This window comes from Sporosarcina thermotolerans (assembly GCF_042658975.1).
GTDB classification, from domain to species: Bacteria; Bacillota; Bacilli; order Bacillales_A; family Planococcaceae; genus Sporosarcina; species Sporosarcina thermotolerans.
Map to the genome: position 1 here is coordinate 127409 of NZ_JBHSRM010000001.1, position 15772 is coordinate 143180.

A 15772-nucleotide genomic window follows, 5' to 3' on the forward strand; every position below is an offset into this window, starting at 1 on the left:
GTTTTATTAATGAATTTGTACAAGTTTGAGCAAAAGCAGTGATTTTTCAACAACTAAGCTTATAAAACATCACATACCCCAGTTGTTCGGCTAATTGAATATTTCAGAATAAATGGTAGACTTTTTATTAAGGTTTAAGAATCAACGGTATGAACGCTAAGACGAGGGGGTGTAATGTTTTGGGTTTATTGAAATTTGAACTAAAGAAGATCTATCGGCAGAAGAAGCTGATTTGGTTGCTGGTTGTTGTCCTGTTAGGGGTAAGTTTTATCTTTAATCAGAACTTCTCTAAAAAGGAGACCATGAAAGAAAGGTATTCAGATATGATCCGACCATATTCTGAGGAGGCTGATGGCCTTTATCGTTTCTATAAGGATATGGAGTTAAAAGGTAACCTTGACGAAGAAATGGTGCAGCAGCAAGTGCATGTCAATGAGTTTGGGACAATTTTCTTTAATTGGAAAGGTGCAATTTATTACGAGGAATGGAGCAAAATACCTGCCATTGAACAGGGCTTTTTGAAGAATGTGGAATCATTGGAGGAAGCGGGGGGCGGGTTCAGTGCATTGTATGCACTGGAAAGGGAGAAGGCCATCCAAAAGAATGAGTGGCTTCTTGCGCATGATCTCCCCTATGTTGACGAAGAATTTCCGCTTGCGCCTGCACTTATTCTGAAGCAGAGTGCGGATTTACTCTTAAGTGCCGGAGCGATTCTGTTTCTCGTGCTGTTTTTCGGCAATGCGATGACAGCAGAAAAGGAGCAGCAGACTTGGCTGACATTAAAAACACAGCCGATTCCAAGAAGGCAGCGGATTTTAATGAAGTATGCGGGGATGCTCTTCGTCATGCTTGTGTTTCTCCTCTTGGTCGCTTGTATTGGTTTGCTCATTCCTTACCTATTCGGCGAGCAAGCTTGGCGCTTTGATTATCCGCAGCTTGTCCAATCTGGAGAGGTGTTCTCATTCATCTCAACATCGGCTTATTTGGTTCGAATCTTTGTGCTGTTTTTTACTGCAGGTGCATTGGTGTTTAGTTTCATCATGTTATTGAGCACGCAACTAAAAAGCTCTTTTTCAGTTTTGATAATGACGGGGTTCATCGGAGTAGTCGGATTTTCAGTGACTTTGATGAACGAAGGTTTGCAAGGGTTCTGGAATCCGTTTCATTTATTGAACATCTCGACGGTCGTTTCTGAAACAGCGGCAGGTTCGTTTTGGATTCTTCCTGTCAGTGCGATTGTTTGGAGTTTACTCATTCTAACGGCGGCCTTCGCATTGCCTGAGGGTGAAAAAGGTTTGTTTGGCGCTTCGGACGTGAAGAAACCTTTTGATGATGGGAAGACCCGTCGCGTACAGGCGATAAGGAACAGTGCACTGTTTGAATGGAGAAAGCTGAAGCGGCAGGGATCTTTGAAGCAATCCATTATTATTTTAGGGTTATTTGCTATAATCGGTTATTTTTTGCTTGGCCAGATTTCGCAGAAGAAAGAAGCGGAGTATATTGCTGCGGTGGAGGAGAGTTTAGCGCAATATAGGGACATGATTATTCCTGATCACGAGAGGCAGTTAGACACACTCGATGAGAAAAAAGCCGAGGCTGAAAAATCGGGTGATGAAGAAATGGTCAAGTTTTATGGAGAAGTGGAATTGCAACGTATAGAAACAATGCTCGCCCATTATAAAGAGGTCCTCGCTCACTATGAAATAGGTAAAAGAGCGTATGAACAGAAAGACTGGCAAACGTATAACCAATTTCAACTATACCGAAATAGATATATGCTTGGAGAATTCCATAACGAGTATATGGGTATTAGTGGTGGACTTTCTGGTTTTGACAGCTACGTCAAGTTGGAAGCAAGCAAAGCGGAGAAAGAGTGGCTAATAAAGCATGAAATTCAACCTATTATTTCAGGGATGATGATATCAACGATTTATGACAGTGGAGATAAGGAATTAAAGAAAGAGCATGTTGAATGGAATCGAAAGGTCGATAACAACGGATTGTTTTCACTTTATCTCTACCTTGACAACTTTGTTTATTTCATTCCAATGCTGTTATTGCTGTTTGTCTTTGGCGCAGGATTTGCAGTTGAGAAAGGGAAGCGTCCTACAATCCAAACGCTACAGACACAGCCGGTTGAGATGCGTTCGGTTTTCTTTGGGAAAGTCACGACGGCAGTTTTGGTTGGGATTTCCGGTTTAGTTGGCATCTTTGCGTTTGTCCTACTCGTCGGCACGCTATTCAATCGATTCGGAGACTGGTATTATCCGATCTTCCATTACAACAGTAAAAAGGTAGTGGAGGCTGAAGGATACACAGGGATGAGGGCGTTTGAGGGCGGCTTTGATTTCATGCCGTTGGGTGAATATGTGCTGAGCGGAGTGGCGCTATCCGTTTGCATCTTTTTGTTCTTGATTGCCCTTGTGCATTTATTGGGGATGTTCATTCCACGGTCATTCGTTGTATTTAGCCTTGTGGGATTGATTTGCGGATTTGGCTATGTTCTTAGCGACAAGTTAGGAGATTACGCGCAGTTTTCCCCGTTCACGTATTTGGATATTGGGCGGATTGTTAATGGGGAAGTGGCGACGGTACTGAATAATCCGGGTGTGTCGGTGTTGAATGGGTGTTTGGTGCTTGTTGGTGCGGCAGTTTTATTGGTTGGTGTTGGGTATGGCGTTTTGCGTCTGAGGTCAAGGGTTGGAGTTAGAAAAGGGAAAGAGAGATTGGCGGCAACGATTTAAAGTGATTGACCTCTGTAAGAGTCGAAGTTTTACAACATGGAATTGGGAATACCGTCTATATCCGATAGTGACATTTCGTTTTCAGAGCTTTGTATTTTACCCCCTCCTTTTGTGAATGCTGTATAGCGAATCATTCAGAAGGAGGAGTAACCATGTTAAAATTACAAACGGCTCTGGAAGGGCAGATTGCAACGTTTGGCCTTGTAAGGGACTGTATCCATGGGCTTGGGTATCATATGGGCGGCAATTGGGACTACCATCAAGGGTATTTTGATCATATTTTGTGCCAGGAGGGCGGCGAGACGATTTATGTCAGGATTCCTTTCTCCGTAATTGATGGTGAACTTGACCATCGTGAGGCTGTCATTCGATTCCGTACACCTTATATTATTAAGCATGTTGTCCATGTTGGACTTGATCGTGATGAAACATCTATGTTAAATGTTGCCGGCTTCAACCAGTTTCAGCCGCCGATAGACAAAGACGGCCAAATTACGAATAAGGACAGATGGATGCATGCCGGAGAAGTCGCCGTGCAGGAATTGATCGATTGCATGCAAGAGCAGGATTTATTGAAAATCAGCTGAATGAAAATAAAAGTAATCCACCTTGGTGGTAGTGGCTGAGGTGGATTGTTTTTATCCTGGATTTTAAATCAAATATTCAAATAAATGAGTTTGCAAGTATGGTAGAATGAAGTTTAGTAAAATATTGGAAGGGAGTGGGAGTAATGATTCTATCAGTAAAAGACGTGTACAAATCATATGGCAAGGAGCAGGTGTTGAAGGGGATTACGTTTGAGATTGAGGAGCCGCAGATCATTGCGCTTGTTGGGCCCAATGGGTCGGGGAAATCGACGTTAATGAACATCATTACAAACTTGTTGCCTGCGGATAAAGGGGAAATTACGGTGCTTGGGAAGAACAACCGGGATCCGAATATCTTCCGGGAGATTTCATTTATGCAGGATAATACGGTGCTATACGAATATTTGACGGGGTATGATCATTTGCAATTCATCTGTGATGTGCAAGGATTGCCGAAAAAGCAGCTTTTAGAGACGGCGGACCGGATTGGAATCACGAGTTATTTGAATAAAAAGGTGAAAAACTATTCGCTTGGAATGAAGCAGCATCTGTTGCTTGCGATGGCTGTCGTGAATAAGCCGAAATTGATGATTTTGGATGAACCGCTCAATGGTCTTGACCCAACGAGCGCGATCCGTGTGCGTGAGTTGCTCCTTGCATTGCGCGATGAAGGGACGACGATCCTGTTGTCTTCGCATAACCTTGCGGAAATTGACCGGGTGACGTCATCGATTTTATTCCTGAAGAAGGGGAATTTGATAAAGGAGAATATGGCGGAGTTTGAGCAGGTGCGCTACCAGATTGCGGTTGACCAAACGGCGAAGGCCGAAAAGGCGCTTGTTGCTGCGGGTGTTCCTGTCGAGTTAGTCGACGGGCGCTTGCATATTTATCGTCGCGATGTAGCGTTAAGCAACGTATTGCAAGTGTTGGAACGGGAAAATATAGTCATCGACGATATCGAGAAGAAAGTGTTTGGATCGGAGGAACGTTACCGGAAAATCTTCACGGAGGCAAAGGCCGATGAGCTTGTTCAAGTTTGAGCTGAAGAAGATCCTGCGGCAAAAGAAGTTTGTTTGGCTGTTGGTTATGGTGCTGCTGACCGTCGGATGGTTTTTTTATCAAAACAAAATTGAACAGGATTTAATGTCGAAAGAGGCAGAGGAAAAGATTCGTCCTATCGCTCTAAAGGTTGATCAATTATACACGCAACTTTATCCTTTGAAACGGGAGGACCGACTGACGGAGGAGCAGGCGAAGCAATTCGATATCTTAAACAATACGGCGACGGTCATGTTTCAATGGAAGAGCGCCATTTACGGAGAACGTTGGGATGAAGTTCCGCTGGTCGAGAATCAATTCTTTTCTTTATTGGCAAATTACGAGGAAGTCGGAGGGGTCTTTACAACATTAGAGGGCGTGGAACGGGAAAAGGCCATTGAAAAGAATGCATATTTGGTAGAGCATCAACTGCCTTATGCCAATGAAACACATCCAATGTCCCCTGCCTTGCAAATGAGTGAGATAGCTCCAACTTTGCTGGGACCAGCCGGACTTTTACTGCTATTACTCCTTTTTGGAAACGCTTATACATCGGAGAAGGAGCAGCAGACTTTGTTGACGTTAAGGACGCAACCACTTCGCAGATGGAAGTTGTTGCTTGCGAAGTATGCGGGATTGCTAACCGTAACGTTTTTCTACTTAGTTTTCGTCGCGATTGGCGGATGGGTGATTCCGGTTGTTTTCGGAGACACATTCAATGACTTGTTGTATCCAAAGTTTCTGGAAATAGGTGATTCTTTCGCCATCATTCCTATATGGCAACATTTGTTGAATGTGACGATTCTATTTGTGGGAGCGGGGGCATTCCTTTTTGCCTTGTTGCTTTTAATCGGTACGCAATTAAGAAGCTCTTTTTCAACGATCATGCTGACAGGCTTCCTTACAATGATTGGCGTTGTACTGACGGAGGCACTGCCAATCATGCAGACATCTTGGAACCCTTTCCAGTTTTTCCGTGCAGACCGGTTTTTGACCGAAATGCCGACCGATTCGATATGGTTGTATGCAGTTTCGGCGTTTCTATGGAGCGTTTTATTGCTTACGACAACCATTTTCTTGCGTGAGGGCGAACGTGGTTTATTTAAATCGGCCGAGGAACTGAAGCCGTACCATAAAGGAAAGATGACACATCTCCGCTCCGTTTGGAATAATAGTCTGTTTGAATGGCGGAAGTCGAAGCGGAGGGGGCTTGTCGGGCAGTCTTTGATTGTCTTATTCATCGTTGCTATAGTCGGCTATTTCTATTTCGCGGAGCAAGCGAAGGAGAAGGAGACTGAGGCTCTCGAAAGGTTAGCGTCGATTGTAGAAGATGCGGAGAATGAGACGGGACTCATCGGTTACTTTATGGAGGCCATCGAAGAAATGGAGAAGCAGGTCGCAGAAGCAAATGCAAGAGGTGAAGACGGGGATTTCATATATGGACATAATATTGAACACTTCAATGAGTATATTAACGTTGCCCGTGAAGAAGCCGCGCTTGCCGAACTTGCATTGAAGGCTTATGGAAATCATGATTGGACCCCATTATACGATTATCAGCTGTTCAATGATCGTCGATATCTTGAAAGCTTGAAAGAGGTTAAAAAGCATAATTATGATCCACTCACCATTTTCGGCTATGAAACAGCGATTGCACAAAAAGAGTGGATGAAAGAGCATAATATCCGACCAGTCTTTGCCGGCACCTATATTCCGAGTATCCATGATCAATGGAAAGAGGAACATCGCAAGGAGAAGAAAGCGAATGAAATGCATAACCGGAAAGTGGACCATAGCGGATTGTTTTCACTGTTCATGTATTTCCGGGACTATCTGTACTTCATTCCGCTGATTTTATTCCTTATCCTTGTTGGCGCTGGATTTTCGGGCGAGCGTGGGAAGAGGCCGACATTGCAGTTGCTCGAGACATTGCCAATCATGAAGCGTTCCCTTTTCCTTGGAAAAGTGCTTTTCAGTTCTGCCATTGCGATAGGGAGTGCGATTATTGTTTTCCTGTTTGCCGTGCTCCTCGGAACGGTGTTCAACCGGTTCGGTGACTGGATGTATCCAGTGCTGCACTATCATAGCAGAAAGGAATTCCAATCGTTTGATTTTACAGGGCAGCGAGCATTCGAAGGTGGCTATCATTTCATGCCGCTTGGAGAGTATTTGTTAAAGGCTCTTTTGCTATATGTCTGCGTTGCATTATTCCTTCTTGTGTTGACGAATGTATTAGGGATATTTATCCGCCAGCCACTATTTGTGTATGCCCTTGCAGGATTGATTAGCGTAGCGGGTTATTTACTGAGCTGGAAATTGGACGATTTCGCTCAATACTCACCGTTCCTTTATCTAAACATACCAAAAATCGTCAATGGGGAGATTTTGACGTTGATGAATGATCCGTCAATTAATTTGTATATGGGGTGTGGGATGCTTCTTGGAGCAACGGTTTTCCTTTTAGTTGTGGCTTATGTTGGGTTGAGTTTTAGGAAGGGGTTTGTAAAGGGGAGGAATAGGGTTAGAGTGATGGTGTGAAGGCGTATTAACCAAGCATTTTTGGTTGCGGGGAGATAGGGTGCTTGCTGGGGTTAACTAAAATCTGCAAAAATCAATTGATTGTAGATGCTCAAAAGATGATGTATAATGTAATTAGGACTTTTATAAACTAAAAGAGATCGTCCAATGCGCTAACATTGAACGATCAAGTGTAATAGTCAGGTCCCTTTTAGGGGTCGGCGTTTTTTGGTAAAGTGACCCATCCGAGCCGTTCAACTCAAGGATGGGTTATTTTTTATGGTTATTAGACAATATCGCTACGATCAATGCTCCGAATGCTACTGTAAGCATTAATGCTTCGAATACTGACACAGGCACCACCCCCTTTCGCGGGAGTGAGCCGACCAATCCTTGAGTTCACCTATTCTATTACCCTTCAATTATACCATACGTATGTTTGTGTTATCCAATGTTTGTAATATTCTTTACAAAGTCACCGTTTCGGCTCATAATCCAGCATTTGAAACATTTCGTTCAATTCCTTCTCATTCAAGTCACGCCATTGTCCAATTGGCAAATTGCCGAGATGGATGTTCATGATGCGTGTGCGCTGGAGGCGTCTGACGTTGTAATCGAGTGCCGAGCACATGCGGCGGATTTGGCGGTTCAGGCCTTGTGTCAATGTTATATTGAATTTGCGCGGGCCAAGTTGTTTCACTTTGCACGGTTTCGTTACTGTATCAAGGATTTCGACGCCGGATTCCATTTTGTGAATGAATTCCTTTGTGATGGGGCGATCGACGGTGACGATGTATTCTTTTTCGTGGCCGTGTTCTTCGCGCAGGATTTCATTCACAATATCTCCGTCATTCGTTAGAAGCAACAAGCCATCAGAGTCTTTGTCGAGCCGCCCGATATGGAAGATGCGGAGCGGGTGGTTGACGAAATCGACGACATTTCCTTCGATATGGCGTTCAGTCGTACTCGTGATGCCGACAGGTTTATTGAGAACAATATAGACAAGTTGCTCTTCGGTTTTCACAGGTTTGCCGTCGACACGGACTTCATCCTCTTGTTCAACTCTGCTTCCGAGTTCAGCGGGTTGGCCGTTGATAGTAACACGTCCGTCTTCAATCCATTTATCTGCGCCGCGCCTCGAGACGATGCCGGCTTCGCTTAAAAATTTATTGATTCGCATTGGGTTCCCCTTTTTTCGAGTTTCTTTCCCACTATTGTACATCTTCGGCGATTGTTATACAAAATTGCGGGGCTGCATAAATTATCGAAAGGTTGACAATTGATTGAAAGAATAGTAAGGTTAGTACAACTTTTTTGTTCGGAGAGGGTAGAGGTGCCGGGAGCGGTGCCGCCCAGGAACAGATGAGCCGAGTTGAGAAGAGCATAGCTGAGAAATTGTTGAATAAGAGGAGTAGCATCGGAATCGCGATGTAGAGAGTCAGTGGGTGGTGGAAACTGATTCGCGGCCGGTGTGAATGGACTTATGAGAGCTATCCGGTGTTTTCCGGATGGACGTGTTTCCTACGTTACGGGAAGCGCTTTTTAGGCGCGCCGAGTGGAGGCTTTTTTGATATGGCCTCAAATAGAGGTGGCAACGCGGGTAATCCGTCCTCTGCAATTGGACTTTTCTGTCCTTTTGCAGAGGGCTTTTTTGTTTTTATGCGTAATTTCATGGATTTATGCGTGAGTGTTTTGGTATATGCGTGAATGCCACGGATTATGCGTAAGTAATTGAAGTTATGCGTGATTCAACGGATTTATGCGTGGAAACGATTAGGGATCCCGCGGGGAGTAGTTTGGATCTGTAGCGCTTTGTCGCGCTAAGTGCTTTTGACAAATAAGGGGTTTGACAAGGAGGTGCGATGAATAGGTGAAAGGTCACGAAATGACAATAAAACCTGGGAAATGATCGATATCTTCTGGGAAATAACCAATAAGTGCGGCCAAATAATCAATAACTTCCAGGAAATGAACGATTTCCGTCGGGAAATGATCGATAACGCACAACCAACAAAATAGAAGAGGAGAGCTGAGATGGAAAAGACGAGTTTGCGCATTACAGAGAGGAAAATCGAGGGGGATTCGCTGACACCGATCCTTATATTCAGGAGATTGCAAGGGTGGCAACGCTTTTTGCTGGAAAGTTCATCACAACATGAGCGGTCAGGGCGATATTCGTTCATCGGGGTGGATCCGGTGAAGGCGTACCGCGGGGGCAAAGGAAGTCTGGAGGAGTTTGTATATGCAACAGGAAAGTCGTACACGCACGAAGGGGATCTATATACGCTCCTAAAAAGGTTGATGCCGCGCATCGCGGAGCATGGAAAATACCCATTCATGGGCGGCGCAGTTGGATATGTCGGGTACGGGGCGGCGGGAGAAGCGGGTACGACTGAAACCGAAACACCTAACGTGTATTTCAATATTTACAACACGGTCATCATCTATGATCACCTACTCAAGGAGGTAACATTACTTCATACCGAAATCAATCCAGAGTATGCAAAGCCCAACTTGGATGACCTTGCAGAACAAATCACAAATGGCCCGGCCGAAGAGGAGAACGGCATCACCATTTCCGATTACCGGTGCGCCCTTTCGCAACAAGAATTTGAAGGCCGAGTGCTTCAAGCGCAGGAATTCATTGAAAAAGGCATTGTTGAACAAGTCGTCCTCTCCCGAAAACTCGAAGCGGATATCGATGGCGACCCATTCGCGTTATACCGAAAACTACGTAAGCGGAATCCTTCGCCCTATATGCACTACATGGAATTCGATGATCACAAAATCATCGGGGCCTCGCCGGAAAGTCTTGTTCGGGTGAAGGACAGGACTGTCGTGGCGAATCCGATTGCGGGAACACGCAGGCGGGGGCGCACTAATGAGGAAGACAACACATTGGAAACAGAACTCCGAAACGATCCGAAAGAGTTGTCGGAGCACGATATGTTGGTGGAACTCAGCCGTGAGGAGTTGGAACCGATTTGCAATCCGTCTTCTGTCCATGTTTCGAAATATATGGAGACCGTGCGTTATGAGCATGTTATGCATCTCGTCTCCGAAGTGGAGGGAAAGCTTGCACCTGAATTGCACGCGCTTGATGCACTAAAAGCAGTGTTGCCAGCTGGGACAGTTACGGGGTCACCAAAGAAACTTGCGATGGATATCATTTCGCAGTTAGAAGATGAGCCTCGGGGAATTTACGGAGGCGCAATTGGTTATATCGGCTTGAATGGGAATATCGATTTTGCCCTTACGATTCGGACGATGTTCGTGAAGGACGGGGTGGCTACTGTACAGGCGGGTGCTGGGATTGTGAAGGAATCTATTCCAGCCCTTGAATATAAGGAAACCGTGAATAAAGCCCGTTCTTTATTAGAGCTCTAACTATAAATGAAGAGAATAGAAGAGGAGAAATGAGCTATGAAGAATTACACGAGAATAGTGGAGAGAAAACAACATTTACAGTATGAGGAGATGGAGGAAGCAGCGAATCAGATGTTCGCCGAGAATGCGAAAGTTGAGGAGATTACGGAATTTCTTGTTGCACTATCCAATAAAGGAGAGACCACAAAAGAGGTGGCCGCGCTTGCTTCTGTCATGACAAAGCATGCAATTCCTTTGGATGTTCCGGAAGCCCGATACTTGGACAATTGTGGGACGGGGGGCGATGGATCGAACTCGTTCAATATTAGTACGACATCTGCTTTCGTATTGGCGGGTGCTGGGGTGAAGGTAGCGAAGCATGGGAATCGAAAAATCACAAGTCACGCAGGGAGCCAAGATGTGCTTGACGTGCTCGGCATCCATTCGAATTTCACCCCTGAGGATATGAGTCGGATGCTTGAGAAAGAAGGAATGGCGTTCATATTTGCGCCGATTGTCCATCCGAAGATGAAAAAGATTGGGGAAGCTCGAAGACAAATCGGGAAGCCGACAATCTTCAATCTTGTTGGCCCGCTTGCGAATCCTGTTCCACTTGAAACGCAGTTCACGGGCATCAACCGACCAGATTTCCTCATGGAGTATGCGTCCGTCCTCCGGATGCTTGGCCGAGATCGAGCGATTGTCGTCTCTGGGGCCGGAGGAATGGATGAGGCGTCACTTGCGGGACAGAACTCATTCGTGCTGATGGATAAAGGTGACTTGATTCCCTTCACATTGACTGCCGAAGATGTCGGCCTCTCTTATGCCCATCTTTCCGAGATCCGCGGGGGGACTGCCAAGGAGAATGCAGAGATGATTCGCGATATTCTTGAAGGAAAGCGCGGACCGAGGTTTGACACAGTCGTATTCAATGCGGGTATCGGGTTGTTTGCGAACGGCGTCGCGAACTCAATTAATGAAGGAATTGGCCTTGCGAAAGACAGTATTCTATCCGGAAATGCACTTCGGAAGCTTGAGGCAATCCTTGCATTCAGCGCCGACATTGAAAGAGTGGCGGTGGCAAAATGACGATTTTAGAAAGGATTCTTGAAGTGAAAAGGCTTGAAGTGAAACAATTATTAATGGAGGAACGAGACGTTTCATGTGGAACGTTGTCGAAAAGGCCATCGCTTTTTGAAACACTAAAACATTCAAACCTACTTGAAGTCATTTCGGAGATGAAACGTGCATCACCTTCGAAAGGCATGATTGCAGGTCAAGTGGATCCAGTCACGCAGGCGACCACCTACGAACGGGCAGGAGCAGCATGTATCTCAGTATTGACAGATAAGCAATTCTTCAAAGGCTCCTTCGATGACTTGGCAGCTGTATCTAAAGCAGTTCAAATCCCGCTCTTATGCAAGGACTTCATCATCCATGAAGTGCAGATTGACCGCGCAATGGAAGCGGGGGCGTCCGTCATTTTGCTAATTGTGGCGGCATTAGATGAAGGAACACTACAACGGCTTCATACGTATGCAACAGGTAATGGGCTTGAAGTGTTGGTAGAAGTGCATGATGCAAAAGAATTGAGCCAGGCACTTTCAATTGATGCAAAATTGATTGGCGTCAATAACCGCGATTTGCGGACGTTTGAAGTGGATCTCTCAAGGACCGAAGAGATTTCAAGGCTTTTTCCGTTCAATGAAGACCATGTGTTCATCAGCGAAAGCGGCATTATGAATGGAAAAGATGCAAAGCGTGTGGCGACTGTGGGGGCAAGTGCTGTTCTTGTCGGCGAGTCTTTGATGAGAAGTGCTTCCGTGGAAGATTCACTTCATTCGCTGCAAGTACCGAAAGGGGGTGTCCTTCAATGACCAAGGTGAAAATATGTGGCTTGATGGAACCGCCGCATGTCCAAGCGGCAGTCGAGGCGGGAGTAGACGCGGTCGGATTCGTATTTGCACCAAGCAGGCGCCGTGTCGCGATTGAGCAAGCAAAGGAATTGGCGCGCCTTGTGCCTGATCATGTGATAAAGATAGGAGTGTTTGTGAATGCGGAGCGGGAGGAGATGGAGCAGGCTTTCCTGGAGGTACCGCTCGATTACATCCAATATCATGGGGATGAGACGGTTGAGTTTATGGAATTTGTGGCACTTCCTTCCATTAAAGTATTATCGGTTCGTGATGTGGAGGATGTGAAAAGAGCGAAAGCGGTTCAAACCGAATATGTTTTATTCGATACCCCTGGGACAGAATTCCGTGGGGGTAGCGGCGAGGCGTTTGATTGGAGCTTATTGAATGGTGACTTGCCGAGGGATCGAATGATCTTGGCGGGTGGATTAAATGCGCAAAATGTAAAGGAAGCAATCCGGCAGGTGCGTCCATTTATGGTGGATGTGTCGAGCGGGGTGGAGATTGATCGGAGAAAAGATGAGGCGTTGATTCGCGAATTCATTCGTGCGGTGAAAGAGGAGGAGAGCGGAGATGGCAATTGAGATGAGAAAAGGTAGATATGGGAAGTTCGGTGGGCAATATGTACCGGAGACATTAATGACAGCGCTTATTGAGTTGGAGGAGGCGTATGAGGAGGCGAAGTCCGATCCTACATTCGCAGAGGAACTTGACTATTATTTGCGGGATTTTGTTGGTAGGGAAAACCCTCTCTATTTTGCGGAGCGTTTAAGTGCAAAAATTGGTGGTGCAAAGATTTTTTTGAAGCGTGAGGATTTGAATCATACAGGTGCGCATAAGATCAATAATTCAATCGGACAGGCATTGCTTGCGATGCGAATGGGCAAGAAGAAAATTGTTGCAGAGACAGGGGCGGGGCAGCATGGCGTGGCGACCGCGACGGCTTGCGCTCTATTTGGGCTTGAGTGCGTCGTGTTCATGGGCAAAGAAGATATCCGCAGGCAGGAGTTGAATGTGTTCCGGATGGAGTTATTAGGAGCGAATGTCGTGTCGGTCGACAAAGGTTCGGGGACGTTAAAGGACGCTGTCAATGAAGCGTTGAGGTATTGGGTCGCGAATGTGGAGGATACACATTATATATTAGGGTCTGCCCTCGGTCCGCATCCGTTTCCTATGATCGTAAGGGATTTCCAGCGGGTGATAGGCGTGGAGACACGGCGGCAGATCGTGGAGAAGGAGGGACGTTTGCCCGACGCGATAGTTGCGTGCATCGGGGGAGGTAGCAATGCAATCGGCATGTTCCATCCGTTTGTTAAGGATGAAGATGTCGCATTATTTGGCGTCGAAGCAGCAGGAAGTGGCATATCGACAGGGTTGCATGCGGCTGCGATTGCGGACGGTCGGGAAGGCGTGCTGCATGGTGCGTATATGTATGTGCTCCAAGATGATGACGGTTTTATTCAGGAGGCGCATTCGATATCCGCGGGGCTTGATTATCCAGCGGTCGGACCGGAGCATTGCCATTTGCATGATATTGGCAGGGTGAAGTATGAGGCTGTGACGGATGCGGAAGCGCTTGAAGGGCTGAAGCTTTTATCAAGGACGGAAGGGATCATCCCTGCGCTTGAGAGCGCGCATGCAATTTATTATGCTACGGAACTGGCAAAGGATATGGCGCAGGATGAAATTGTCGTCGTCTGTCTATCGGGCCGCGGCGACAAAGATATGCAGACTGTACGTGAAGTGCTTGGGGGTGGAGTAGAATGAAGACGGTTGAGAAGCGAATACGTGAATGCATGATAGAAGGGAAAAAAGCGTTCATCCCCTATATAATGGCGGGGGACGGGGGATTGGAGACGTTACAGGATAAGCTACTTTTCCTTGAGGAATGTGGAGCAACGGCAATTGAAATCGGTATTCCGTTTTCGGATCCTGTCGCGGATGGGGAAGTGATCCAACACGCGGGGGAGCGTGCGCTTTCGAACGGTGTAACGTTGCGGAAAGTGTTAGATAAGCTTGAGGATATTAAAGGTGAAGTGTCTGTTCCGCTGGTTATCATGACGTATCTGAATCCGATTTTGGCTATAGGCGTCACTTCATATATTGAAAAATGCCAGGAAATTGGCATTGGTGGGTTGATCATCCCAGATTTGCCACTGGAGGAAAATGGATTGTTGTATGACCAATTGCAAGGGACGGATATCGCCTTGATTCCCCTACTATCATTGACGAGTACGCATGAACGGATGGCGGACATTACAGCCAGTGCGGAAGGGTTCGTTTACGCAGTTACAGTGAACGGGATTACGGGTGTGCAAAATAGTTTCGGGGGTGAACTTGCTGAACATCTTAAGTGTGTGAAGGAAGTCAGCCCGGTGCCTGTCCTTGCCGGGTTCGGGATTTCGACACCGCAACAGGTAGAAGAGCTTGGAGCACAGGCTGATGGCGTCATTGTCGGCAGTGCGATTGTGGATGCATTTCATCGTAAAGATTTGGAATCGATTAGTAGATTAATAAAGGCGGGAGATAGAAAATTTAAAATTATTGCCACTTCATGAAACTTTTTCAACAATATGCACGTACTTATTACAAAGGGGATGTGCGGCATGCAGGTGGATATGATTAGACATGAAGTGGAAACCACATATGACAAAGTGAAATCCTTGGCCGGTTGGAGTGTAACCAAAAACGTAGTATTAACAATTACTTCGTATTATGTGACAGCTACCGAGGAATTCAATGCTGTCAATTTCAGTCGAGCCATGGCCTCCTTAAAAGAAAGGGCAGGCTGGTTTTCACCGTTGCGTGGACATTTATTGCCGATGATGGCAGCCTTTATGACACAATCTGCTAACTCCATGGATGAAGAAGCGGACCTTCTATTTGTCAAACAGCGTGCGTTGAAGCAAGCAGGCTTCCGTAACTCGATTCATTCCTATTTAGCCGCACTTCTCATGAGCGATGATCCTAAAATGTTTGAAGAAGAGGCGGAGCGGGCAAAGAAGCTGTATGATGCAATGAAAAAACAACATTTCTTTCTGACCTCTGAGGATGATTATGCATATTCCATGCTTCTTGGAAAAAAGGGAGAAGATCCCGAGCTCCATGCACGAGCGATGCGCGTCTATTACGATGCACTGCGTAAAGAAGGTTTCCGGGCTGGTAATGAACTTCAATGGCTATCCCAAGTGATGACGTATACCGATATAACCTTTCACTCACGTCTTGTCAAAAGAGCGGCAGAAGTATTTAAAATGCTTGGGGATGACTTGAAAGTAAAGCCTATCCATTACCCAATGATTGGATTCCTTACTGTTTTTGATGTAGGGGATCAAAAAATAAGTGAAGTTATTTCCATAACAAATGAGTTAGAGAGGTCGAAGCAGTTCAAATGGAATAGGGAAATGGCCTTATCACTTGCATGCGGCATTATGTTGCATCATTTGACGGAATCCGCAAATCAAGTCGGCGTTAGTATGGCAACGTCTTTTGAGATGGTTTTACAAGCGCAACAGGCAGTAATGGCGGTAACCGTAGCCTCGGTAGCCATTTCCTCAGCTACAAGTTCCTCGGATGTATGAATTGGATGAATATGTAAACAAACAGG

General features: G+C 45.9%; 14 protein-coding genes and 1 other annotated feature. Of the genes, 11 read left to right on the forward strand and 3 right to left on the reverse strand.

The features are described from left to right. Nucleotides 1-179 precede the first annotated feature (179 nt). The 4 genes from ACFPZG_RS00630 to ACFPZG_RS00645 all read left to right on the forward strand — a co-directional run bounded on the left by ACFPZG_RS00630 (nt 180) and on the right by ACFPZG_RS00645 (nt 6907). Nucleotides 180-2744, forward strand: a complete 2565-nt coding sequence (locus ACFPZG_RS00630) for an ABC transporter permease subunit (protein ID WP_317940476.1) — start codon at nt 180-182, stop codon at nt 2742-2744. A 152-nt stretch (nt 2745-2896) separates the two neighbouring features. Next, nucleotides 2897-3331 carry a YugN family protein gene (locus ACFPZG_RS00635; RefSeq protein WP_283733525.1) on the forward strand — a complete coding sequence of 145 codons (435 nt, stop codon included), beginning with the start codon at nt 2897-2899 and terminating at the stop codon, nt 3329-3331. A 143-nt stretch (nt 3332-3474) separates the two neighbouring features. Next, nucleotides 3475-4371, forward strand: a complete 897-nt coding sequence (locus tag ACFPZG_RS00640) for an ABC transporter ATP-binding protein (protein ID WP_317940477.1) — start codon at nt 3475-3477, stop codon at nt 4369-4371. Beyond that, nucleotides 4352-6907: an ABC transporter permease subunit gene (locus tag ACFPZG_RS00645; RefSeq protein ID WP_317940478.1), complete on the forward strand. Its 2556-nt coding sequence runs from the start codon at nt 4352-4354 to the stop codon at nt 6905-6907. Before ACFPZG_RS00640 ends, ACFPZG_RS00645 begins: the two co-directional genes overlap by 20 nt. 249 nt (nt 6908-7156) lie before the next feature. On the opposite strand, the gene ACFPZG_RS00650 is transcribed toward ACFPZG_RS00645, so the two are convergent. The 3 genes from ACFPZG_RS00650 to ACFPZG_RS00660 all read right to left on the reverse strand — a co-directional run bounded on the left by ACFPZG_RS00650 (nt 7157) and on the right by ACFPZG_RS00660 (nt 8893). Further along, the gene (locus tag ACFPZG_RS00650) at nt 7157-7249 is read right to left on the reverse strand and encodes a putative holin-like toxin (protein WP_381426373.1); all 93 of its coding nucleotides are present in this window, start codon (nt 7247-7249) and stop codon (nt 7157-7159) included. Between the two features lie 112 nt (nt 7250-7361). Further along, on the reverse strand, nt 7362-8066 hold the full coding sequence (gene rluF, locus ACFPZG_RS00655; RefSeq protein ID WP_283733530.1) for a 23S rRNA pseudouridine(2604) synthase RluF: 705 nt from the start codon (nt 8064-8066) through the stop codon (nt 7362-7364). A 209-nt stretch (nt 8067-8275) separates the two neighbouring features. Next, nucleotides 8276-8502: a binding site (T-box leader), on the forward strand. A 262-nt stretch (nt 8503-8764) separates the two neighbouring features. After that, nucleotides 8765-8893, reverse strand: coding sequence for a hypothetical protein (locus ACFPZG_RS00660; protein WP_381426367.1), 129 nt, complete (start codon nt 8891-8893; stop codon nt 8765-8767). Nucleotides 8894-8920: 27 nt separating this feature from the next. Between ACFPZG_RS00660 and ACFPZG_RS00665 the strand changes: the two genes are divergently transcribed. The 7 genes from ACFPZG_RS00665 to ACFPZG_RS00695 are packed head-to-tail and all read left to right on the forward strand — an operon-like array spanning nt 8921 to nt 15746. Beyond that, a complete protein-coding gene (locus ACFPZG_RS00665) occupies nt 8921-10273 on the forward strand; it encodes an anthranilate synthase component I family protein (RefSeq protein ID WP_317940479.1) in 1353 nt (450 codons plus the stop codon). 36 nt (nt 10274-10309) lie between these two features. Next, complete coding sequence (gene trpD / locus ACFPZG_RS00670) at nt 10310-11341, forward strand: anthranilate phosphoribosyltransferase (RefSeq protein ID WP_317940480.1); 1032 nt, start codon at nt 10310-10312, stop codon at nt 11339-11341. Next, entirely contained in the window at nt 11338-12129 is a 792-nt protein-coding gene (trpC, locus tag ACFPZG_RS00675) for an indole-3-glycerol phosphate synthase TrpC (protein ID WP_283733531.1), read from the forward strand. Before trpD ends, trpC begins: the two co-directional genes overlap by 4 nt. Continuing rightward, nucleotides 12126-12749, forward strand: coding sequence for a phosphoribosylanthranilate isomerase (locus ACFPZG_RS00680; protein WP_317940481.1), 624 nt, complete (start codon nt 12126-12128; stop codon nt 12747-12749). Before trpC ends, ACFPZG_RS00680 begins: the two co-directional genes overlap by 4 nt. Beyond that, the gene (trpB, locus tag ACFPZG_RS00685) at nt 12739-13932 is read left to right on the forward strand and encodes a tryptophan synthase subunit beta (RefSeq protein ID WP_283733532.1); all 1194 of its coding nucleotides are present in this window, start codon (nt 12739-12741) and stop codon (nt 13930-13932) included. Before ACFPZG_RS00680 ends, trpB begins: the two co-directional genes overlap by 11 nt. After that, complete coding sequence (gene trpA / locus ACFPZG_RS00690) at nt 13929-14723, forward strand: tryptophan synthase subunit alpha (protein ID WP_317940482.1); 795 nt, start codon at nt 13929-13931, stop codon at nt 14721-14723. The genes trpB and trpA overlap by 4 nt, the downstream gene beginning before the upstream one ends. 48 nt (nt 14724-14771) lie before the next feature. Continuing rightward, nucleotides 14772-15746, forward strand: a complete 975-nt coding sequence (locus ACFPZG_RS00695) for a DUF4003 family protein (protein WP_317940483.1) — start codon at nt 14772-14774, stop codon at nt 15744-15746. Nucleotides 15747-15772: the final 26 nt, after the last annotated feature.